The sequence below is a fragment of the Serratia sp. BNK-17 genome (genome assembly GCF_048684935.1).
Lineage (GTDB): Bacteria > Pseudomonadota > Gammaproteobacteria > Enterobacterales > Enterobacteriaceae > Serratia > Serratia nematodiphila.
On the sequence record NZ_JBLQTR010000001.1, the window covers coordinates 4,547,909 to 4,567,682 of the forward strand.

A 19,774-nucleotide genomic window follows, 5' to 3' on the forward strand; every position below is an offset into this window, starting at 1 on the left:
CGGTGCGGTTACAGCGAACCACGCTCCAACAGCGGGCAAGGCACTTTCACCGTATCACGCTGTTCCCGCTGCTCGATCACATGCAGCGCCGCAAGGCGGCCCAGCTCGTAGTGCGGCAATTGCACCGTCGTCAACGCCGGCAGGAACAGCTCGCCGATGCCAACCATGTTGTCGTAGCCCAGCACCGCCACCTGTTGCGGTATCCGCCATCCTTGCGCCAGCAATACCTGATAAACCAGAAAGGCTATCCGATCGTTCCCGCATACCACGACATCGCAATCGCGCCGGCCGGCAGAGAAATGCCGCGCCAGCAGCGCGACGCAGTCGCGATAGCCTTGATCGCCGCCGCTCAGATCGAGATGATACTGCCGCAGCTGTTCAACATCGCGCCCTGCATCGCGCCAGGCGCGCTCCAGACCGCGGCGGCGCAGCCCCGCCGCCAGCGTATCCGCCGGTAAATGTATGCACAGCGGCGAACGATAGCCTTTGGCGATCAGCGTGCGCATCGCGTCATACTGGCCTTGCTCGTCATCAGGAATGTAGCTGGCGATCGCATGCGCCGGGCTGACGCAGTTGGCCAGCACCAGCCTTTTGTCCAGCAGTTTGGCCGGCACATCCACCTGACGCAGCCCCATGGTGGTGAAGATCACGCCGTCCGGGCGATGCGCCAGCAGCAGATCGACGGTCTGTTCGGCGTTGTCGTCGGCAAACAGATTGACGACGAAGCTGTTCCAGCCGTGCTCGCGCGCGGTTTTTTCAATCGACAGGATCATGTCCACCGAGAACGGCGTCGTGGCGGTGTCCAGCGCCAGCACGCCGAGCGTCTGTACGCGATTTCCGTCACCACGAATACGCCGCGCCGACAGATCCGGCACATAGTCCAATTGGTCGATAGCCTGTTTGACACGCCGATAGGTTTCCGGCCGCAGCTTGCCGGGCTCATTGATGGCGCGGGACACCGTCATCAACGAGACTCCGGCAAGTTTTGCGACGTCTTTCAGCGAAGCCATGCGCCCTTCTTTATGATTAATGAGGAAAAGTGAATAATCCCATAACCAGGCGCAGGACTCTACTCCGCGTTAGCAGGCTGTGATGTCCGCCCACAGAATAGCGCCGTCGGCCGTCAGCGGCTTCACCTCGCCGCTCACCGCCTGCGCCGCCCACCAGACGCCTTCGCGCGCCCGCAGCTCGCCGCCCCCCGGCAGCGACCAGACCCCGCTCAGCACATACAGCACGCCCGCCCGGTTGGGTAGCAGGATGACGGGCGCCGTGCTGCGCCGCACCTCGGCCGCCTGCCGGCCGCGGCGCGTCATGATGTTGAAATCCTGACTGGCGCCGCCCAGCAGCGTCGCTTCCAGCGCCACGTCGCCGGAAAACGCGAACGGCTCCCCGACGCGCGCCAACTGATGGTCGATATGCCCAGCGCTGAACAGCCGCACGCCGTCGCCTTCCAGCAGGGTGATCGAACGATCGATGCCCGCAAAAGCGGAAAACGGCCCGTTCTGCGCGATGGTGGCGATGCTGGCGCGCCAGTCAAAATCCTGCGCACCCGGCGGCCAGCTGACGATTTCGCGGGTTTCCCCACCGCCGTTGCGCCACGGGCTGACCGGCAGCGCGGCAAAGTTAAAACGGGTCAGGCCCATTACGCCTCCTGCTGAAAGGTTTTCAGCACCTGCAGGAACTCGGCGCTGCTCTGCTGCTGCAGCGCGTGCCGTCCCTGCTCGATCACCTGCCGGCCGCCGACGAATACGTCGCGAATTTGCTCTTTGCCGCCGGCGAACAGCCAGCGGTTAAGGATCGAGGCGTCCGGCGCCGCCGCCAGATACGGATCGTCGCCGTCCAGCACCAGCCAGTCGGCGCGATAGCCGCTCTGCAGCCGACCGATCGGCGCGCCGCATGCCTGCGCGCCGCCCTGCAGCGCCTGCGAGTACAGCACATCGCCCACCGCCGACTGTTCCGGCGTCGTCAGGCGATTGCGACGCTGATCGCGCAGCCGCTGGCCGTATTCAAACCAGCGCAGCTCTTCCACCACGTTGAGCGAAACGTGGCTGTCGGAACCGATGCCCCAGCGCCCCTGCTGCTGCAGGTACGCGTCGCCGGGGAAAATACCGTCGCCGAGGTTGGCTTCGGTGGTCAGACACAGGCCGGCCACCGCGCGGCTGCGCGCCAGCGCTTCCAGCTCGTCGCGATCCAGATGGGTGGCGTGCACCAGACACCAGCGCTGATCCACCGGCAGATGGTCATACAGCCAGGCCACCGGGCGCTGCCCGCTCCACGCCAGGCAATCGTTCACCTCTTTTTGCTGCTCGGCGATATGAATATGCACCGGCAAGGTGCGATCCGACGCGGCCAAAATCTGCTGCATCTGCCCCAGCTCCACCGCACGCAGCGAGTGGAAGCACAGCCCCTGATTCTGCAACGGGCGATCCGCCAGCTGGCGGGCAATCACCTGCTGCTGATGCAGATAGCTTTCGGTGTCCTGGATAAAACGTTTCTGCCCCGGCTGGGCCGGCTGCGCGCCGAAACCGGCGTAGCTGTACAGCACCGGCAGCATCGTCATGCCGATGCCGGCCTGATGCGCCGCCTCGCTGAGCCGGCCGGTCATCTCACCGCGATCGGCGTAAGGCTTGCCGTCGGCGTCGTGATGCAGGTAGTGGAATTCGGCCACCTGGGTGTATCCGCCCTTGAGCATTTCGATATACAGTTGACGGGCGACCACCTCCACCTGCTCCGGCGTCAGGCGCTGCACCAGGCGGTACATCAGATCGCGCCAGGTCCAGAAACTGTCCTGCGGGTTGCCCGCCACTTCCGCCAGCCCCGCCATCGCGCGCTGGAAAGCGTGGGAGTGCAGGTTCGGCATGCCCGGCACCGCGTCGCCGTGCAGCCGGGTGCAGCCTTGCGGTTCAGCGTCGGCGGTAACTTGAGTCAGATAACCTTGCGCATCGACGTCCAGCCGGACGTTATGCGCCCAGCCCTCAGGGAGCAAAGCGCGTGGGGCAAAATAAGCAGGCATGGCAGTATTCCACGGTTGATGTAACGGTGAATGAGGCGCGGCGATGGCGCGCATTCAGGAATTTTTGGCGGCCGCCGGCAAGTTTCTGGCGCGACGGCCACTAGTTGTATATACATATACATACGCCGACATCAACAGTAAACTGGTGTTATTATTTTTTTATTTGACGAGGTTAACGTCGTGGCTGAACAACAGACCGTGTTACAACTGGCGGCTGCAATGAGCGATGCCCCCGCCCCGATCTACCAACGGGTCAAACAGGCGATCGTGAATCAAATCCGTGCGGGGCATTGGCAACCGCACCAGCGCGTGCCCTCCGAAAGTGAACTGGTGGCGGAACTGGGCGTCAGCCGCATGACCATCAACCGCGCGCTGCGCGAGCTGACCAGCGAAGGTTTTTTGATCCGCATGCAGGGCGTCGGCACCTTCGTCGCCGAAGCCAAGGCGCATACCGCACTGCTGGAAGTGCACAACATCGCCGATGAGATCGCCGCGCGCGGTCATCGCCACAGCAGTAAAATCCTCGAGCTGAAGGCCCGCCCGGCCAGCGAGGAAGAAGCGACGGCGCTGGGCATTCAGCCCGGCCAACGGCTGTTCTACTCCCAGATCGTGCATTACGAAAACGACGTGCCGGTGCAGGTGGAAGACCGCTGCGTCAACCCGCTGGTGGCGCCGGATTACCTGAAGCAGGATTTCGACCGCGTCACCCCTTACACCTACCTGACGCAGGCCGCGCCGCTGACCGCCGGCGAACACATCGTCGAAGCGGTGATCCCCACCCGGCGGGAGCGCGAGCTGCTGCAGCTGGAGGATCACGAACCCGGCCTGCTGATCCATCGCCGCACCTGGTCCGGCAAAACCGTGGTGACCTCGGCGCGGTTGCTGTACCCCGGCAGCCGCTATCAGCTGTTCGGCCGCTTCACCAGCGAAGTCTGAACCCCGGCGGGCGCGCCCTGCGCCCGCATCTCCGCTGTCGATCACATCCTGATAACAAAATCTCGCCCGCCTCTTGTGACATCCCGGTGAATGCGTTAGGTTGTTTTTAATTGTATATACAACCATGTGGGAGCTGCGGCTCCGGCGGAGGAAAGCAATGACGTCTGAGATCCACTGTGACAGCCTGTGGCACGGCGCCGATATCGTCACCATGCGCGACGGCAAATATCACACCCTGACCGACGGCGCGATCGCCGTACGCGACGGCAAGATTGTCTGGATTGGCGAACATGCGGCGCTGCCGCCCGATCTTATCGCGGACGAAACGGTGAAGTTCGACGGCGGCATCATCACCCCCGGCTTTGTTGACTGCCACACGCACCTGGTGTTCGGCGGCAACCGCAGCGGCGAGTTCGAACAGCGGCTGAACGGCGTGAGCTACGCCGACATCGCCGCGCAAGGTGGCGGCATCATCTCCACCGTGAAAGCCACCCGCGAGGCCGACGAAGCGTTGCTGCTGGAGCAGGCGCTGTTCCGCCTGCGGCCGCTGCTGGCGGAAGGCGTCACCTGCGTGGAGATCAAATCCGGCTATGGCCTCAGCCCGGAGAGCGAACTGAAAATGCTGCGGGTGGCGCGCAAGTTGGGCGAGCTGCTGCCGGTCGAGGTGAAAACCACCTGTCTGGCGGCCCATGCGCTGCCGCCGGAATACGCCAACCGCGCCGACGACTACATCAATCTGGTCTGCGACACCATCATCCCGCAGGCGGCGGCCGCCGGTCTGGCGGATGCGGTCGACGCCTTCTGCGAGCATCTGGCGTTCTCACCGGCGCAGGTGGAGCGCGTCTTCGCCGCCGCCGAAGCCGCCGGTCTGCCGGTCAAACTGCACGCCGAACAGCTCTCCGCCCTCGGCGGCAGCACGCTGGCGGCGCGCCATCACGCGCTCTCCGCCGACCATCTCGAATACGCTACCGAGCAAGACGCCCGCGCCATGGGCGACGCCGGCACCGTGGCGGTGCTGCTGCCGGGCGCTTACTACCTGCTGCGTGAAACCCAATGCCCGCCGGTAGCGCTGTTCCGCAAACACCACGTGGCGATGGCGATCGCCAGCGACGCCAACCCCGGCACGTCGCCGGCACTGTCGCTGCGCCTGATGATCAACATGGCCTGCACGCTGTTCCGCCTGACGCCGGAAGAAGCGCTCGCGGGCGTCACCACCCACGCCGCCAAAGCGCTGGGGCTGCAACACAGCCACGGCACGCTGGAAACCGGCAAGGTGGCGGACTTCGTTCACTGGCCGCTGTCGCGGCCGGCGGAACTGGCTTATTGGTTGGGCGGCCAGCTGCCCTGTACGGTGATTTTCCGAGGAGAAGTACGTCAATGACCATTCGCGATCCTTTTAGCTTCCAGACCGGCAGCCTGCCGCTGCTGATCAGCATCCCGCACGCCGGCACACAACTGACGCCGGCGGTCGAAGCCGGGCTGACCGACGACGCTCGCCCGCTGCCCGATACCGACTGGCACATTCCGCAGCTGTACGACTTCGCCCGGGCGATGGGCGCCAGCGTACTGGTCGGCAACTATTCGCGCTTCGTCATCGATTTGAACCGCCCGGCGGACGACAAGCCGCTGTACACCACCGCCACCACCGGCCTGTATCCCGACGTGCTGTTCGACGGCCGCCCAAGCTTCCTGCCGGGCAAAGCGCCGACGGACGAAGAACGCGCCCTCTACCTGCAGCAAATTTGGCAACCTTATCATCAGCAGCTGCAGAACGAACTGGCGCGCCTCAAAGCGCGCCACGGCTATGCGCTGCTGTTCGACGCGCACTCGATCGCCTCGGTGATCCCGCGGCTGTTCGACGGCCAGCTGCCGGATCTCAATCTCGGCACCAACGGCGGTGAAAGCTGCGCCCAGGCGCTGAGCGATCGGCTGGTCGCCTGCTGCGAGCAGCAACAGCAGTACACCCACGTGCTGAATGGCCGCTTCAAGGGCGGTTATATCACCCGCGCCTATGGTCAACCGCAGCAGCAACAGCATGCGATCCAGCTCGAACTGGCGCAGGTCAACTACATGTCCGAACAGTATCCTTTTGCGTTCGAGCCCCAGCGCGCCGCCTCGCTGCAGCGCCTGCTCAAGCAGATGATTGAAAGCCTGTTGGACGGTGCCGCCAGACTGAATTGATCCCCCTTTACAGGCGCCGCCGGGCGCCTGTTTTTCTCCTGCCTCTAACCGCAACGCCAGCAGCAATCTGCGCGCTATATCAAAGTTTCGCGTGATTCCCCGCTAGCTGGTCCAAACAGCGCACAAAACGGCGGCCGACGAAAAACGCACTGCGCCACAATCAGCCCAAAAGCCCGCGCTCAGCGCCGGGCGGCGTGTGGCCGAGCAGGCCCATTTCGAATACTCTCTGGAGGCCCTATGTCTGTAACACCGTTAAACTGGCGCGCTGCCGGCGCTTTGGCCGAACAACTGCTGGCCGGCTGGCAACGGCATGGCGAACCCGGCGGCGCCATCACCCTGTTTGACGCCCAACAACGCCGCGCCACCGCCTGCGCCGGCCTGGCCGATCTGGCGCAGAACACCCCCTTCACCGCCGACAGCGTGGTGCGTTATGCCTCAGTGACCAAGCATATCTTCGCCGCGCTGGCGCTGAACGCCACCGAGCGCGCCATTCGGCTGGAGCAACGCCTGGGTGAACTGCTCCCCGCCCTACAGCCCGCGTTGGCGGACGTTACCGTCGGCCAGGCGCTGGACATGACCGGCGGCCTGCCCGACGTGCGCGAGACGCTCGGCCTGCTGGGCATCTCGCTGCACGCCGTCAGCGAGGCGCAGCCGGTGATGCAGTTTGTCGAGGGTCTGGAGAAATTGAACTACGAAGCCGGCAGCGAGATCGCCTACAGCAATACCGGCTATCGGCTGCTGGAGGCCGCGCTGCGCAGCAAAGGGTATGATTTCGACCAACTGGTGCAACAGCACATCGCCCGGCCGCTGCAGGTGCAGATGCGGGCGCCGGAAAGCTGGTTCGACGTGGTGCCGGGGTTGGTGCCGGGTTACTGGCGTGCGCCGCAGGGCTGGCAACACGCCAGCGCCGGCCTGCACCTTTCCGCCTCCGGCAGCCTGACCGGCAGCCTCAACGCCCTCACCCGCTGGTTGCAGACGCTGCTGGCCGACGAGGGCCCCGGCCAGGGCGTGCTGGCGCAACTCGGCGCACCGCGCCGCCTTAATCAGGGCCAACTCAGCGCCTATGGCCTGGGTCTGGCGCAAACCCCGCTGGGCCGCCGCCGCTTGCTCGGCCACGGCGGTTCCCACGCCGGTTACAAAACCTATTTCCTGCTGGCGCCCGACCGTCAGGCCGGCGTCGCGCTGGTGGCCAACCGCGAAGACTGCGACAGCTTCGGCATGGCCCTGCAGGTGATGGCGACGCTGCTGGGCGAACCGTTGCCGCAGCGCAGCGCGGCGATCCCCGATGGCCTCTATGCCACCCTGGCCGAGCCGCACTGGCTGGAGGTCAAAGACGGCAATCTGGCCTATCTGGGCAGCGGTGAGCCGCTGTATCAGGGCGAGGATGGGTACGCGGTGTCGCTGTCCGCCCATATGCCGATCAAATTGAAATGGACCGGTGAAGCGATCGAGGGCGAAGTCGGGCATGTGGCGCGCCGTTTCCTGCCGGTCACGGCCAACGGCGACTGCCTGAAGCATGTGCAGGGGCTGTGGTATCACCCGCACTATCGCACCGCCTTTGAAATTCGCGGCAATCGGGTGCATATCGGCGTCGGCCCGGCGGCGCAGACCGGCACGCTCAGCCCGCTCGGCCAGGGCCGCATGCTGGTGGAGTGCCAGGACGGCCCGTGGTTAAAACGCTTTTGCCTCTATTTCCGCGGTTACAACGTGGATCTCATCGCCAACCGCAGCCGGATGCTGACCTTCCGCCGCAGCACCGTCGGCCGCGACTGACGCTCAGCGTGCGCTGCCGGTTTTGACCGCCAGCAGCGCATCCGCCAGCCGCCGTTTGTCGGCGTCGCTGAGATTCACCTGATCCACCGACGCCATAAACGCCGCCCGATCCGCCTCGCCGAGCGGGCCGGCACGCAGCCGCTCCGCCAACCGTTGCAATATCTGGCTGCTCAGTTGCGCGATCTGCGGGCGCACCTGCGCCAACGGGCGCGGCTCCCAGCCGGATCCCGGGTTCGCCAACCAGTCGGCGCGATAGCGGTACTGAATCGCCTTGGCGGCGTCCATCTGCGCGGCGATAAAAGGCCGTACCGACGCCGGCTCCAGCCCCAAACGCCCCGCCTCCGCCTGCGCGCGGGCCAACACCTTCGCCTCCTGCGCCAGATCTTCGATCGGCAAATGCTGCTGCGCCTTGTAACCGGCCACGTCTTTCATCAACGACAGCCGTTGGTTCACCAGCTCGCCGATGGCGGCGCCGCCGCCCGCCAACGCCGGAAAACTGGTCAGGCAACACGCTATCAATAACGCCCTGAACATGGCGCCTCCCTTATGATGCAGTGAAAACGTAAGGCCCAAAGTTCACCACGTCCGCCCCGCGCTGGCAAATAAAAAGGCCCCGCCGCAGCGAGGCCCGATAACGCTCGACAAACGTTAGTCGAAAACGCCATTGATCACGGAGGCCACAATCGCGGTGCTGAGTGCGACCAGCACCAGATCGTCGCCGGCGATACGCCACTCATAACCCGGGTACTGCGGCAACTCACGCAGCATCGAGTAAGGCACCACTTTTTTGGCGATGCCCGGCGGCAGCGGTTTACCGCGCGCCAGATTTTTGGCGATGCCCGGTGGCAGCGAGCTGTAGCCGGTCAGGCCATAGTTGTGCGCCAGCGAACGGGCGCGGTCGCGCGAGAGGCTGACTGATACCAGATTATCGTCGTTCCTATAGCCGCCTTTATCTTTATTGCCTTTGTTGCCGTGATTGCCGTTGTTACCGTTGTTACCGTTGTTACCGTTGTTGCCATGGTTACCGTTATTGCCGTGATTGCCGCTGTTGCCATGGCCGTTTCCGTTGCCGTTACCATTGCCGCCTTTGTCGGCCAAGGCCGGGGCGGATGACAACCCCAGCGATGCAATCAGCGCCAACACCGTGAGAGTCGTACGACGTTTGTTCATGTTGTGTATTCCTGCATGGGTGACTCTGTTGACTATAGCTGGCCTTTTCCAGACAAAGTATAAGGAAAACTCCGAGATGACAGTGCGGTTTTACGGCATTCGCGCCACTCTCTTGTTTTAACGCAAAATGCCTCGAAAATGCCGATGCTTGTCTCAGATTTTTCTTGAAGAAAAATAAGCCTTGCGCTAGCGTGGGAAGGTAACAAAAAAGAGTTAGCGTGCTCTTTTTCGTCGCACCTCAAATCTTATTCTTATCATCCATAATGATAATAGCGAACATTTCCCGCCTCTCCGTGCGGGATTCTTTTTCCCGCCGCTGTCGCCCCAATCTGGTGCTTTATGTTGAGATTTCGTTGCCGATAATTTACATTCGCTGTCTGAGAAACCTCAACCTCCCGCGGTGGCCAGGCTGGCAACGGGTGGGCGTTCAGGAGCAAAAGACGTGCAAATGACCCTCATGGAATACATCACTCGGCACTTTAACGGCGATCTTCATCAGTACGCGCAGTCGGAAGGCGTCAGCCGTGAACAAATCATTAGTTGGATAAATAATGAATGTCACGTGATCAAAGGCAGACTGTTTATGCCGGTGAAGCATCTCCCGGTTGAACAAGCCCAGTGATGACGAAAAAAAAACCCCGCCAGGCGGGGTTTTCTGTTTCTGATAGCACGGAAAATCAGAAGTTATAGCCGACCACGAGGTAATAACCCCAACCGGTAGACTTGATCGGGCCCTGCGGGGTGCCGATATCCGCGCCATCCTGCCACTGACCGCCGTTATGGAAATAACGCGCCACGAAAGAATAGTGCCAGTGATCGTAGTTCAGCGCCAAAATATGGCTGGAGGCGATAGAGTTGCTGGTGCGCACCTGTTTGCCGGTGCCGTCAACCCAATGGCTGTCCTTGCCCAGATCGGAGCCGAAGTCGAAGTTGGTGAAGCCGATGTAGCTCAGGTTGCCGCCCCACACCTGGGTCAGCGGCACGAAGTATTTCACCTTGAAGCGGTAACCGTCCCAGCTGTTCTCGTTGGCGGCCTGGTAGTTTTCCCACTGGTATTTGGCATAGATGTTCATCGACAGGCTCATCGGCAGACCGGTGTCGATATCGGTGCCCAGACCCATGTACCAGGTGTTTTGACGGCCGTCGGCGTTGTGGCCCAGATCATAGATGTAGTTGTTGGCGAAGTACCACTCTTTGAACGGACCGAAGCTCAGATCGGTGCCGGTCAGTTTGTCGATGGAGAAACGTGGTTCAATCTCCATAAACAGTGGGGAGCCTTTGTCCCAGATGCCGCGATCCGGGGTATTGCCTACGCCGAAGAATTTCGGCACGTCAACGTAACCGTAGAAATCGAACCAGTCTTTCTTGGCGAAGGCTTCGTATTCGAGATACACGTCGTTATTCAGCTGCGGCCCGAAGCGGGTGTGGTAGCTGCCCACCACGTTGACGCTCTGGTGCCACCAGTCGGAGACATATTGACTGTCTTTGCTATCAGCCATTGATGATGCACTGTAAGACGCTGCGAGCAGTACACCTGCTGCGAGAGCTATTTTTTTCATTTTATTACCACATGCTTAAAGGGCCATTTCCTGCCCGTTTAGAAAAGATGACAATGAGTCTGCCGACACCTGGCGTTGTCTTCACACAGAAACTCGGATGACGCGCGCATTATAGAAACCACTGACTGTAAGAATCTGTGATCCAGTTACGCATTTCGCGAATAGGTAATCGATTGCGTTCACATTTGTCAAATTATGTTTCATGCAAATTCACATTCGCTGTGATTTTTGTCATGCACCGCGTTTTTTAGCGCAGTTTTTGAGCCAAATGACATCAGGGCGTGATCACGCCCTGGAAAAGAAAAAGCCGACGCGCCAGCGTCGGCCTTCATCAGAATCAGGAGAAAGTGCGGAGCATGAAATCAGTTCACCGCCGGCACCGCTTTGGCGATGTTTTCCTGGCGGAACGCCACCTCTTCGCCGTTTTTCACCTCCCAACTGGCGACCGGAATATCGGTCTTGGGCGCCGCCGCGACGACCGAGCCGTAAATCAACTTGTCGTCGCGACGCAAAATATAAACGTCGAGCTGATATTCATGTCGCAAATTCGCCGTGGTCAGGCGAACGGTATCGCCGCGCTCATAGTGATGCACGTCGATTTCAGGCTGTTGAATAAATTGAATGTCGCTTCTCATCGTCGTCGTTCCTTCAGGCAACATGGCTAGTTAAATTCTAGTTCAACATTGCGACGACAGCGGATAATTTCCGTTAATTTCCGCGAGTTGCCCGCCAACAGATCAGCGAACCGAGAGTGACCATCGCCACGCCCTGCCAGAAATTGACGGTCAGCGAGGTGTGCAACACCAACGCGGCGAACACCGCCGACAGCACCGGGGTAAAATAGGAGACGGTGGCCAGCAGCGTCATGTTGCCGTGCAAGATGCCGACGTTCCAGGCGGCATACCCCGCCCCCATCGCCACCCCGGCGCACAGCAGCGTTACGGTCACGCCGAGGCTGAACTGCATGCCGCTTTCCGCGCTGAAGGCATACTTCAGCCACAGCGCCAGCGCGGTCAGCACGATGAACAGCACCACGCCGTTGCTGCCCTGGGCGATCTTCTTGGTCAGGTTGCAATACAGCGCCCAGATCACCGCACCGCTGAAGGCCAGCGCGTAGCTGAGCGGGTTGCTGCGCACGTTGGCCAGCATCTGCGCCGGCGACCAGCCGCCCTCGCCGCTCATGATCCAACCGATGCCGAACAGCGACAGCAGCAGCCCCGGCAGCAGCCACCATTTCGCTCTTTGGCCGTTAAGCACCAACGCCATCAGCACGGTGAAACAGGGCCACAGGTAGTTGATCATGCCCACTTCTATCGCCTGCAGGCGGGTGTTGGCGTAGCCGAGCGACAGCGACAGGCAGATCTCGTAACTGACGAACAGCAGGCTGCCGACGATGAGATAAGGCCGCGGAAAGCTGCGCCATTTCGGCACGCCGAGCGCCACCAGCAAAAACACCGCGCTGACGCTGTAGATCATCGCCGCGCCGCCGATCGGCCCCAGCCCTTCGCTGACGCTGCGGATCAGGCCGACGACGCTGCTCCACAGCACGATGGCCAACAAACCGAGCAACGTGGCGCGGGTACGCAAGGGCAAAGCGGGCATAAGGCAGGTCCAATAGGTTATTTTTTATCAGTTTTTTCACTCTACTGCCGCACGCGCCAAAAAGAAAGGCGGGAAACTCCCGCCTGTGAATTTATTGCTGCGGTTGCCGCTCCAACTGCGGCGGCGGCTGACGAAAACGTCTGGTCAGCCAGGCCAAATAGCCGAAACCCAGCGTCGCCCAGATAAGCCCCATGGTCAGCGAGCTCTTCTCCAGGTTCAGCCACAGCACCCCCACCGTCAACGCCCCCACCAGCGGCAGGAACAGGAAGTTGAAGCGATCCTTCCAGCTTTTGTTGCGCCCTTCGCGAATAAAGAAGTGGCTGATCACCGACAGGTTAACGAAGGTAAAGGCCACCAGCGCGCCAAAGTTGATCAGCGCCGTAGCGGTCACCAGATCGAACGACAGCGCCGACAACGCCACCAGCCCGACCATCAGTACGTTCAGCGCCGGCGTGCGCCATTTGGGGTGGATATAGCCGAAGAATTTCTCCGGGAACACGTTGTCACGCCCCATCACATACAGCAGGCGCGACACGCTGGCGTGCGACGCCAGGCCGGAAGCCAACGTGTTGATAAAGGTCACGCACAGGAAGATCGACTGGAACAGCTTGCCGCCGACGTACAGCGCGATCTCCGGCAGCGCGGCGTCGGGTTGGTGAAAGCGTTGAATGGTCGGGAAAAACAGCTGGATAAAGAACGAAACGCTAATAAAGATCACCCCGCCGTACAGCGCAGTCAGGAAGATGGCGCGCGGAATAACCTTGGCGGCGTCGGGCGTCTCCTCGCACAGCGTGGTGACCGCGTCAAAACCGAGGAACGAGAAGCACAGGATAGTCGCGCCGGTAATGATCGGCAGCAGGTGGGCATTCTCGCTGAGGAACGGCCGCAGGCTCCACACCGTGCCCATCCCCTCGCCGTTGTGCAGGCCGCGCACCACCAGGTAGATAAATACCAGAATGATCGCCACCTGCGCCAGCACGAACAGGGTATTGAAGTTGGCCACCAGATTGACGCTTTTCAGGTTGATGGCGGTGATCAGGATGACGAAGCCCACCACCCACACCCAGGGCGGCACTTCCGGGAACAACGCGGTCAGGTAAATCTTCGCCAGCAGCGTATTGATCATCGGCAGGAACAGATAATCCAGCAGCGACGACCACCCCACCAGAAAACCGACGTGCGGGTTGATCGCCTTCTGCGCATAGGTGTAGGCGGAACCGGCGGTGGGAAACTGGCGCACCAGTTTGCCGTAGCTGATGGCGGTGAACAACACGCCGGCCAGCGCCAGCAAATAGGAGGTCGGCACATGGCCGTCGGTGAGGCCGGAGACAATGCCGAAGGTGTCGAACACTGTCATCGGGGTCAGATAGGCCAGGCCCATCATCACCACTTGCCACAGCTTGAGGGATTTGCGCAGCTGCGGTTTGCCCGCCGGGCCGCTGTCGATGGCTTTAATCGTCATGGCAGTTCCCCTTTTGGTCCTCTGCTGTCAACCGTGCAACGTCATTCAGAGAGGCCGCGGGGAAACTGCTGTTCAGGCGGCGGGAAAAACGATTTGGGGTCACTGTCGGGCGGCCGGCGACCGGCCCGTAGGCACTGCGGCACAGGCAAACGCCTGCGCATGGGGATGACTGAGTCATGATTATTTCCTCGTCGGCGTCCTGTACGCCGTGATAGAAGAAATTCTGTACCGCAGCGCGCAGCCTCACCGGCCACAGGAGAGCCGATGAAATGCGCCGGACGCGCGCGGTAGTCGTTAGGTGAGCGGGATCAGGCGTTTTTCAGCATCCACTCGATTTCGGTTTCGGTGATCAGACGCTCGAACTGCACCAGCTCGTCGGTTTTGCAGGCCAGGTAGACATGGCTGAAGCGTTCGCCCAGCAATGCATTGAGCACCGGCTGATGTTCAAACTCGTACAGCGCGTCGCTCTGGCGGATTGGGAACGGCAGCCCGTCCTGCTCCAGCCCGTTGCCGGTCACCGGCTCAGGCAGCGGCAATGCGGTTTCCAGGCCGTAGACGATGCCGGCCAGAATGGTCGCCATCACCAGATAAGGGTTGGCGTCGGCGCCCGCCACGCGATACTCCACGCGGTGGTTGTCGCGATCGCCGCAGGGAATGCGCAGCGCCACGGTGCGGTTGTTATGCCCCCAGGAAGCCTGGGTCGGCACATACATGCCGGGCTGGAAACGGCGATAGGCGTTGACGTTCGGCGCCAGCAGCGCCATCGAGGACGGCATCAGGGCGATCATGCCCGCCAACGCCTGTTTCAGCAGCGCCGAATCTTCGCCGTCGTCGTCGGCGAACACATTGTCGCCTTGCGCATTCAGCATGCTGATGTGCACGTGCATGCCGCTGCCGGCGTGCTCTTCATACGGTTTGGCCATAAAGGTGGCTTGCATGTTGTGGTTCTCGGCCACCATGCGCACCAACCGTTTCAGCGCCAGCGCATGGTCGCAGGCCTGCAGCACATCATCGGTATGGTGCAGGTTGACTTCGAACTGCCCCGGCGACGCCTCCGCCACCGCGCCGTCCGCCGGAATGCCCTGCAAACGGGCCAGCTCGTCGATTTCGCTCAGCACATCGGCGAAATGGTTCAGGTTATCGACGGAGTACACCTGGCTTTGGGTGTTGCGCTCCTGGGTTCCCGGCGCGCAAGGCGGCTGCAGATAGCCCTCCGCATCACGTTGACGATCGATGAGATAGAACTCCAACTCTACCGCTACCACGGGGGAAAGCCCGCGCTGACGCAAACGCTGCCACACTCGGTTCAGCACATTGCGCGGTTCAACGTCAAAGGGAGTGCCATCTTCATCCAGCATGGTGAGCAGCACCTGCGCGATATATTGCGGGTCCGCCGCCGACGGCGTCAGCGTGCCCGGCACCGGCACGCACACGTGATCCGGCTCGCCCAACTCCTGCCCCAGCCCGGCCTCTTCTACGACGTTGCCGAGAATATCCATCGCAAATACCGACGCAGGGAAATAACAGCCCTTCTCCAGTTTGTTCAGGCCGCCGACCGGGATGCGTTTGCCGCGGAAGCTGCCGTTCAGATCGGTCAGCAGTACGTCGACATGTTGGGTTAACGGATAACGTTCCAGGTACTTCTTCACTTCGCGCTGGAACGCGCTACTTCGTCTCTCTTCACTGTGCTGAACAAAGTTTTCCACTTCTACGATGTTGGTCTGCATGGTTCACCCGCCGTTTGTGTTTTGCTGTCGTCGATGTTTATTGACCGTGTTGTTCAATATAATGCCCACAAATGAAACGTAGATGAAACAAATTTGTTTTGCAAGTGTTACTTTTGGTTTGAATATTGCCCGATCGACTGCTAGATTTATAGAATATTGAACGAAATCGGCGGTGGAGAAGCTTATCGTTCATAATTTCGAACGTACCAAGGGGATAACATGGACAATATATTTAACAGACCAGTCATCGGCGTCGTCATGTGCAGGTATAGGTTAAACGGGCACCTCACACAGACCTTGCAAGAAAAGTACCTGAATGCCGTTATCACCGCCGGCGGCTTGCCGATCGCCCTGCCGCACGCGCTGGCGGAGCCGGAAATGCTGGCGGAACTGTTGCCGCGCCTCGACGGCATTTTGCTGCCGGGCAGCCCCAGTAATGTGCAGCCGCACCTTTATGGTGAAAACGGCGATGAGCCTGACGCCGATCCTGGCCGAGACGCGTTGAGCCTGGCGCTGCTCCGCCAGGCGTTCGACAGGCGCATTCCCCTTTTCGCCATTTGCCGCGGCATGCAGGAGATGGTGGTCGCCACCCAAGGCACCCTGCATCGCCGCCTGTACGAACTGCCCGAGCTGCTGGAGCATCGTGAAGATCACGACCTGCCGCTGGAACAGCAATACGCCCCCGCCCATGAAGTCATCGTTCAGGAAGGGGGGCTGCTTTCGCAACTGATACCGGATTGCAACAGATTCTGGGTGAACTCGCTGCACGGCCAGGGCGCCAAAACCCTGGGCGCGAGCGTTCGCATCGAGGCGCACGCCGCCGACGGACTGGTGGAGGCGATCAGCGTGCGCGATCAGCCCTTCGCGCTCGGCGTGCAGTGGCACCCGGAGTGGAACAGCGACGAGTACGCCCTGTCGCGCCTGTTGTTTGATGGTTTCATTACCGCCTGTCGGAACTATCAAAAGGAAAAACGCCCATGAGCGACGTCAGCTTGGCACCGGGAAAACGTCTGTCGCAGATCCGTCAACAATTGGGGTTGTCGCAGCGCCGGGTCGCCGAACTGTCTGGGTTAACCCACAGCGCCATCAGTACTATCGAGCAAGATAAGGTCAGCCCGGCCATCAGCACGCTGCAAAAGCTGCTGACGGTATACGGTCTGTCGCTGTCGGCGTTTTTCGCCGAGCCGGAAAAACCGGCAGAACCGCAGATCGTGATAGGCAGTGACGATCTGATCGAAATCGGCAGCCAGGGCGTTTCGATGAAGCTGATCCACAACGGCGATCCGAACCGCACGCTGGCAATGATGATCGAGACCTACGAACCGGGCACCACCACCGGCGAGCGCATCAAACACCAAGGGGAAGAGATCGGCACGCTGCTGGAGGGCGAAGTGGTGCTGCAGGTCAACGGCCAGAGCTATCACCTGCTGGCCGGGCAGAGCTACGCCATCAATACCGGCATTCCCCACAGCTTCAGCAACACGTCGGCGCGCATTTGCCGGATTATCAGCGCCCATACGCCGACGACATTCTGATCAACGGAGCCAGGCATGAACTTTCACCATTTGCAGTATTGGCAACAACGGGCGCAGGCCCTGAAGATTGAGCACCAGCTGTTTATCGACGGCCGCTACCAGCCGGCCGCCGCGGGGAAGCGTTTCGCCGTGGAAGATCCCGCCGGCCGCCGTGAGCTGGCGCAGGTCGCGCGCGGTGAAGCCGCCGACATCGATCGGGCGGTCAGCGCGGCGCGCGCCGCCTTTGAACGCGGCGACTGGGCGCAGGCCGCGCCGGCGCAACGCAAAGCCACGCTGCTGCGCTTCGCCGATCTGATGGAGCAGCATCACGAAGAGCTGGCGCTGCTGGAAACGCTGGACACCGGCAAACCGATTCGCCACAGCCTGCGCGACGACGTGCCGGGCGCTATCCGCTGCATCCGCTGGTACGCCGAAGCGATCGATAAGGTGTACGGCGAAATCGCCCCCACCGGCCGCGATGCGCTGGCGCTGATCGAGCGCGAACCGATCGGCGTGGTCGGCGCCATCGTGCCCTGGAACTTCCCGCTGCTGCTGGCCTGCTGGAAACTCGGCCCGGCGCTGGCCGCCGGCAACAGCGTGGTGCTCAAACCCTCCGAAAAATCGCCGCTGAGCGCCATCCTGCTCGGCAAACTGGCGCAACAGGCCGGGTTGCCGGACGGCGTGCTGAACGTGGTGCCCGGCTATGGCCACGACGCCGGCAAGGCGCTGGCGCTGCACCGCGACGTCGATGCCCTCACCTTTACCGGCTCCACCCTGGTGGCGAAACAGCTGATGATTTACGCCGGCGAATCGAACATGAAGCGCGTCTGGCTGGAGGCCGGCGGCAAGAGCGCCAACATCGTCTTTGCCGACTGCCCGGATCTGGATCAGGCCGCCCGCAGCGCCGCCGCCGGCATCTTCTATAATCAGGGGCAGGTGTGCATCGCCGGCACTCGCCTGCTGGTCGAAGCGAGCATTGAGCAAGCGTTCCTGCAGGCGCTGCGCAAACATGCGGCGGCCTTCATCCCCGGCGACCCGCTCGATCCCGCCACGGTGATGGGCACGCTGATCGACAGCGGCCACTGCGAGAAAGTGGCCGGCTATATCGAGCGGGGGCTGAGCCAGGGCGCCGCACTGTTCCTCGACGGGCGCGACCATCCACAGGGCGACCACGCCGGCTATCTGGGGCCGACCATCCTCACCCAGGTGGACAATGTCATGAGCGTGGCGCGCGATGAAATCTTCGGCCCGGTGTTGGCGGTGACCGCCTTCGACGACGAGCAACAGGCGCTGCAGCTGGCCAACGACAGCGACTACGGCCTCGGCGCCGCGGTCTGGACCCGCGATCTGGCGCGCGCGCACCGCATGGCGCGCAAGCTGAAAGCCGGCACGGTGTTCGTCAACAACTACAACGACGGTGACATGACCGTGCCGTTCGGCGGCTATAAGCAGAGCGGCAACGGCCGCGACAAATCGCTGCACGCGCTGGACAAATTCACCGAATTGAAAACCACCTGGATCTCGCTGGAATAAGGGCTTCTCTCATGACTGAACACGTAAAAAGCTACTATGCGGCCACGGCCAACGCTCATCAGCCCTATCCGCAATTGAATGAATCTCTCGAGTGCGACGTCTGCGTGATCGGCGGCGGCTATACCGGCCTCTCCTCCGCGCTGTTCCTGGTGGAAGCCGGTTACGACGTGGTGGTGTTGGAAGCGGCGCGCATCGGTTTCGGCGCCAGCGGCCGCAACGGCGGCCAATTGGTCAACTCTTACAGCCGCGACATCGATGTGATCGAGGAGCGCTACGGCGCGGAAAGCGCCCGCCTGCTCGGCAGCATGATGTTTGAAGGCGCGGAGATCATTCGCAGCCGCATCAGCCGCTACGCCATCGACTGCGACTACCGCCCCGGCGGCATCTTCGCCGCGCTGAACAACAAGCAGTTCCATGCGCTGATCGAGCAAAAACGCAACTGGGAGCGCTACGGCAATACCCAGCTCGAGCTGCTCGACGCAGACCGGGTGCGCCAGGAGGTCGCCAGCGATCGCTATGTCGGCGCGCTGCTCGATCACAGCGGCGGCCACATCCATCCGCTCAATCTGGCGCTGGGCGAGGCCGAGGCGATTCGCCTGCAGGGCGGGCGCATCTTCGAGCAATCGGCGGTGACGAACATCCGCCACGGCGAACCGGCGCTCATCAGCACCGCCAACGGCCAGGTGAAGGCGCGCTTCGTCATCGTCGCCGGCAACGCCTACCTGGGCGACAAGCTGGAGCCGCGGCTGGCCAAACGCAGCATGCCGTGCGGCACTCAGGTGGTGACCACCGAACCGTTGGCGCCGGAGATCGCGCAGGCGCTGATCCCGCAGAATTACTGCGTGGAAGACTGTAACTACCTGCTGGATTACTACCGCATCACCGCCGATCATCGCCTGCTGTACGGCGGCGGCGTGGTGTACGGCGCGCGCGATCCGGACGACATCGACAACCTGATCCGGCCAAAGCTGCTGAAGACCTTCCCGCAGCTGAAAGGGGTGCGTATCGACTATCGTTGGACCGGCAACTTCCTGCTGACGCTGTCGCGCATGCCGCAGTTCGGCCGGCTGGAGAATAACGTGTACTACATGCAGGGCTACAGCGGCCACGGCGTGACCTGCACCCATCTGGCGGGCAAGCTGATCGCCGAGCTGATGCGCGGCGACGCCGAACGCTTCGACGCCTTCGCCAAACTGCCGCACCTGCCGTTCTTCGGCGGGCGCAATCTGCAGATCCCGTTCACCGCCATCGGCGCGGCCTACTACACGCTGCGCGACCGCATCGGCGTCTAAAACAGCAGGCCC

At 61.8% G+C, this 19,774-nt stretch carries 19 protein-coding genes; 9 read left to right on the plus strand and 10 right to left on the minus strand.

The window, feature by feature from the left end:
* Nucleotides 1-8 precede the first annotated feature (8 nt).
* The 3 genes from ACMGF7_RS21625 to ACMGF7_RS21635 all read right to left on the minus strand — a co-directional run bounded on the left by ACMGF7_RS21625 (nt 9) and on the right by ACMGF7_RS21635 (nt 3,013).
* Nucleotides 9-1,010 carry a LacI family DNA-binding transcriptional regulator gene (locus tag ACMGF7_RS21625; RefSeq protein WP_049239800.1) on the minus strand — a complete coding sequence of 334 codons (1,002 nt, stop codon included), beginning with the start codon at nt 1,008-1,010 and terminating at the stop codon, nt 9-11.
* A 69-nt stretch (nt 1,011-1,079) separates the two neighbouring features.
* Nucleotides 1,080-1,643 carry a HutD family protein gene (locus ACMGF7_RS21630; protein ID WP_049239799.1) on the minus strand — a complete coding sequence of 188 codons (564 nt, stop codon included), beginning with the start codon at nt 1,641-1,643 and terminating at the stop codon, nt 1,080-1,082.
* Nucleotides 1,643-3,013, minus strand: coding sequence for a formimidoylglutamate deiminase (locus ACMGF7_RS21635; RefSeq protein ID WP_004941307.1), 1,371 nt, complete (start codon nt 3,011-3,013; stop codon nt 1,643-1,645). The genes ACMGF7_RS21630 and ACMGF7_RS21635 overlap by 1 nt, the downstream gene beginning before the upstream one ends.
* A gap of 180 nt (nt 3,014-3,193) precedes the next feature.
* Between ACMGF7_RS21635 and hutC the strand changes: the two genes are divergently transcribed.
* The 4 genes from hutC (at nt 3,194) to ACMGF7_RS21655 (ending at nt 7,903) form a co-directional block, all read left to right on the plus strand.
* Entirely contained in the window at nt 3,194-3,949 is a 756-nt protein-coding gene (gene hutC, locus ACMGF7_RS21640) for a histidine utilization repressor (RefSeq protein WP_015377644.1), read from the plus strand.
* A 157-nt stretch (nt 3,950-4,106) separates the two neighbouring features.
* Nucleotides 4,107-5,330 carry an imidazolonepropionase gene (gene hutI / locus ACMGF7_RS21645; protein WP_048323079.1) on the plus strand — a complete coding sequence of 408 codons (1,224 nt, stop codon included), beginning with the start codon at nt 4,107-4,109 and terminating at the stop codon, nt 5,328-5,330.
* Nucleotides 5,327-6,130, plus strand: coding sequence for an N-formylglutamate deformylase (hutG, locus tag ACMGF7_RS21650; RefSeq protein WP_004941302.1), 804 nt, complete (start codon nt 5,327-5,329; stop codon nt 6,128-6,130). The genes hutI and hutG overlap by 4 nt, the downstream gene beginning before the upstream one ends.
* 237 nt (nt 6,131-6,367) lie before the next feature.
* A complete protein-coding gene (locus tag ACMGF7_RS21655) occupies nt 6,368-7,903 on the plus strand; it encodes a serine hydrolase domain-containing protein (protein WP_197763783.1) in 1,536 nt (511 codons plus the stop codon).
* A gap of 3 nt (nt 7,904-7,906) precedes the next feature.
* On the opposite strand, the gene ACMGF7_RS21660 is transcribed toward ACMGF7_RS21655, so the two are convergent.
* On the minus strand, nt 7,907-8,437 hold the full coding sequence (locus ACMGF7_RS21660) for a chorismate mutase (protein WP_197763784.1): 531 nt from the start codon (nt 8,435-8,437) through the stop codon (nt 7,907-7,909).
* 114 nt (nt 8,438-8,551) lie between these two features.
* Nucleotides 8,552-9,073: an anti-virulence regulator CigR family protein gene (locus ACMGF7_RS21665; RefSeq protein ID WP_420286640.1), complete on the minus strand. Its 522-nt coding sequence runs from the start codon at nt 9,071-9,073 to the stop codon at nt 8,552-8,554.
* A gap of 442 nt (nt 9,074-9,515) precedes the next feature.
* Here ACMGF7_RS21665 and ACMGF7_RS21670 point away from each other — a divergent pair, with 442 nt between their 5' ends.
* Nucleotides 9,516-9,695 (plus strand): hypothetical protein, encoded by a 180-nt coding sequence (locus ACMGF7_RS21670; RefSeq protein ID WP_031300509.1) that lies wholly within the window; start codon nt 9,516-9,518, stop codon nt 9,693-9,695.
* A gap of 55 nt (nt 9,696-9,750) precedes the next feature.
* Here the strand turns inward: ACMGF7_RS21670 and ACMGF7_RS21675 are convergent, their stop codons facing one another.
* From ACMGF7_RS21675 to ACMGF7_RS21695, 5 genes are all read right to left on the minus strand, one after another.
* Complete coding sequence (locus tag ACMGF7_RS21675) at nt 9,751-10,632, minus strand: nucleoside-specific channel-forming protein Tsx (protein ID WP_004941293.1); 882 nt, start codon at nt 10,630-10,632, stop codon at nt 9,751-9,753.
* Nucleotides 10,633-10,994: 362 nt separating this feature from the next.
* Entirely contained in the window at nt 10,995-11,267 is a 273-nt protein-coding gene (locus ACMGF7_RS21680; protein ID WP_004941292.1) for a hypothetical protein, read from the minus strand.
* A 73-nt stretch (nt 11,268-11,340) separates the two neighbouring features.
* Entirely contained in the window at nt 11,341-12,234 is an 894-nt protein-coding gene (gene yddG / locus ACMGF7_RS21685) for an aromatic amino acid DMT transporter YddG (RefSeq protein WP_021505526.1), read from the minus strand.
* Between the two features lie 91 nt (nt 12,235-12,325).
* Entirely contained in the window at nt 12,326-13,696 is a 1,371-nt protein-coding gene (locus ACMGF7_RS21690; RefSeq protein ID WP_004941289.1) for an APC family permease, read from the minus strand.
* 308 nt (nt 13,697-14,004) lie between these two features.
* Entirely contained in the window at nt 14,005-15,423 is a 1,419-nt protein-coding gene (locus tag ACMGF7_RS21695) for a glutamine synthetase family protein (protein ID WP_015377637.1), read from the minus strand.
* A 219-nt stretch (nt 15,424-15,642) separates the two neighbouring features.
* Between ACMGF7_RS21695 and puuD the strand changes: the two genes are divergently transcribed.
* From puuD to ACMGF7_RS21715, 4 genes are read left to right on the plus strand one after another with little or no spacing between them, the layout of a single operon-like run.
* Nucleotides 15,643-16,404 (plus strand): gamma-glutamyl-gamma-aminobutyrate hydrolase, encoded by a 762-nt coding sequence (gene puuD, locus ACMGF7_RS21700; RefSeq protein WP_004941285.1) that lies wholly within the window; start codon nt 15,643-15,645, stop codon nt 16,402-16,404.
* Nucleotides 16,401-16,958 carry an HTH-type transcriptional regulator PuuR gene (puuR, locus tag ACMGF7_RS21705; protein WP_033638246.1) on the plus strand — a complete coding sequence of 186 codons (558 nt, stop codon included), beginning with the start codon at nt 16,401-16,403 and terminating at the stop codon, nt 16,956-16,958. The genes puuD and puuR overlap by 4 nt, the downstream gene beginning before the upstream one ends.
* A gap of 15 nt (nt 16,959-16,973) precedes the next feature.
* Nucleotides 16,974-18,470 carry an aldehyde dehydrogenase PuuC gene (gene puuC / locus ACMGF7_RS21710; RefSeq protein ID WP_420286643.1) on the plus strand — a complete coding sequence of 499 codons (1,497 nt, stop codon included), beginning with the start codon at nt 16,974-16,976 and terminating at the stop codon, nt 18,468-18,470.
* Between the two features lie 11 nt (nt 18,471-18,481).
* A complete protein-coding gene (locus ACMGF7_RS21715) occupies nt 18,482-19,762 on the plus strand; it encodes an NAD(P)/FAD-dependent oxidoreductase (RefSeq protein ID WP_004941279.1) in 1,281 nt (426 codons plus the stop codon).
* The last annotated feature ends 12 nt before the right edge of the window (nt 19,763-19,774 follow it).

Bases quoted from the DNA above. Each gene is read 5' to 3' on its own strand.
- ACMGF7_RS21690 (WP_004941289.1), bottom strand. From the start codon at position 13,696: ATGACGATTAAAGCCATCGACAGCGGCCCGGCGGGCAAACCGCAGCTG.
- ACMGF7_RS21635 (WP_004941307.1), bottom strand. From the start codon at position 3,013: ATGCCTGCTTATTTTGCCCCACGCGCTTTGCTCCCTGAGGGCTGGGCG.
- hutG (WP_004941302.1), top strand. From the start codon at position 5,327: ATGACCATTCGCGATCCTTTTAGCTTCCAGACCGGCAGCCTGCCGCTG.
- ACMGF7_RS21680 (WP_004941292.1), bottom strand. From the start codon at position 11,267: ATGAGAAGCGACATTCAATTTATTCAACAGCCTGAAATCGACGTGCAT.
- puuC (WP_420286643.1), top strand. From the start codon at position 16,974: ATGAACTTTCACCATTTGCAGTATTGGCAACAACGGGCGCAGGCCCTG.
- ACMGF7_RS21715 (WP_004941279.1), top strand. From the start codon at position 18,482: ATGACTGAACACGTAAAAAGCTACTATGCGGCCACGGCCAACGCTCAT.
- puuR (WP_033638246.1), top strand. From the start codon at position 16,401: ATGAGCGACGTCAGCTTGGCACCGGGAAAACGTCTGTCGCAGATCCGT.
- ACMGF7_RS21665 (WP_420286640.1), bottom strand. From the start codon at position 9,073: ATGAACAAACGTCGTACGACTCTCACGGTGTTGGCGCTGATTGCATCG.
- ACMGF7_RS21625 (WP_049239800.1), bottom strand. From the start codon at position 1,010: ATGGCTTCGCTGAAAGACGTCGCAAAACTTGCCGGAGTCTCGTTGATG.
- puuD (WP_004941285.1), top strand. From the start codon at position 15,643: ATGGACAATATATTTAACAGACCAGTCATCGGCGTCGTCATGTGCAGG.
- yddG (WP_021505526.1), bottom strand. From the start codon at position 12,234: ATGCCCGCTTTGCCCTTGCGTACCCGCGCCACGTTGCTCGGTTTGTTG.
- ACMGF7_RS21660 (WP_197763784.1), bottom strand. From the start codon at position 8,437: ATGTTCAGGGCGTTATTGATAGCGTGTTGCCTGACCAGTTTTCCGGCG.
- hutI (WP_048323079.1), top strand. From the start codon at position 4,107: ATGACGTCTGAGATCCACTGTGACAGCCTGTGGCACGGCGCCGATATC.
- ACMGF7_RS21655 (WP_197763783.1), top strand. From the start codon at position 6,368: ATGTCTGTAACACCGTTAAACTGGCGCGCTGCCGGCGCTTTGGCCGAA.
- ACMGF7_RS21630 (WP_049239799.1), bottom strand. From the start codon at position 1,643: ATGGGCCTGACCCGTTTTAACTTTGCCGCGCTGCCGGTCAGCCCGTGG.
- ACMGF7_RS21695 (WP_015377637.1), bottom strand. From the start codon at position 15,423: ATGCAGACCAACATCGTAGAAGTGGAAAACTTTGTTCAGCACAGTGAA.
- ACMGF7_RS21675 (WP_004941293.1), bottom strand. From the start codon at position 10,632: ATGAAAAAAATAGCTCTCGCAGCAGGTGTACTGCTCGCAGCGTCTTAC.